Source organism: Pseudomonas sp. TE6288, assembly GCF_054062095.1.
Map to the genome: position 1 here is coordinate 1 of NZ_JBSSEW010000052.1, position 1337 is coordinate 1337.

Consider the following 1337-nt stretch of genomic DNA (forward strand, 5'->3'; position numbering starts at 1 on the left):
CTTTTGTCAGATCGTTCTTTAAAAATTCGGATATGTGATAGAAATAGACTGAATGCCAGTTTCACTGCTGGTTATTCAGGCTAAGGTAAAATTTGTGAGTTCTGCTCGAAAGAGCGACGTGCGAATTTTCGGCGAATGTCGTCTTCACAGTATAACCAGATTGCTTGGGGTTATATGGTCAAGTGAAGAAGCGCATACGGTGGATGCCTTGGCAGTCAGAGGCGATGAAAGACGTGGTAGCCTGCGATAAGCTTTGGGGAGTCGGCAAACAGACTGTGATCCAGAGATCTCTGAATGGGGGAACCCAGCCAGCACAAGCTGGTTATCTTGTACTGAATACATAGGTGCAAGAGGCGAACCAGGGGAACTGAAACATCTAAGTACCCTGAGGAAAAGAAATCAACCGAGATTCCCTTAGTAGTGGCGAGCGAACGGGGACCAGCCCTTAAGCTGGTTTGAGATTAGTGGAACGCTCTGGAAAGTGCGGCCATAGTGGGTGATAGCCCCGTACACGAAAATCTCTTGCCAGTGAAATCGAGTAGGACGGAGCACGAGAAACTTTGTCTGAACATGGGGGGACCATCCTCCAAGGCTAAATACTACTGACTGACCGATAGTGAACCAGTACCGTGAGGGAAAGGCGAAAAGAACCCCGGAGAGGGGAGTGAAATAGAACCTGAAACCGTATGCGTACAAGCAGTGGGAGCCTACTTGTTAGGTGACTGCGTACCTTTTGTATAATGGGTCAGCGACTTATATTCAGTGGCGAGCTTAACCGAATAGGGGAGGCGTAGCGAAAGCGAGTCTTAATAGGGCGCTTTAGTCGCTGGGTATAGACCCGAAACCGGGCGATCTATCCATGGGCAGGTTGAAGGTTAGGTAACACTGACTGGAGGACCGAACCGACTACCGTTGAAAAGTTAGCGGATGACCTGTGGATCGGAGTGAAAGGCTAATCAAGCTCGGAGATAGCTGGTTCTCCTCGAAAGCTATTTAGGTAGCGCCTCATGTATCACTGTAGGGGGTAGAGCACTGTTTCGGCTAGGGGGTCATCCCGACTTACCAAACCGATGCAAACTCCGAATACCTACAAGTGCCGAGCATGGGAGACACACGGCGGGTGCTAACGTCCGTCGTGAAAAGGGAAACAACCCAGACCGTCAGCTAAGGTCCCAAAGTCATGGTTAAGTGGGAAACGATGTGGGAAGGCTTAGACAGCTAGGAGGTTGGCTTAGAAGCAGCCACCCTTTAAAGAAAGCGTAATAGCTCACTAGTCGAGTCGGCCTGCGCGGAAGATGTAACGGGGCTCAAACCATGCACCGAAGCTACGGGTATCA

At 50.1% G+C, this 1337-nt stretch carries 1 rRNA gene; it reads left to right on the top strand.

From position 1 onward, the window contains the following. Positions 1–176: 176 nt before the first annotated feature. Positions 177–1337: ribosomal RNA gene (locus tag ACVWY1_RS26065) — 23S ribosomal RNA — on the top strand; the annotation flags it as partial.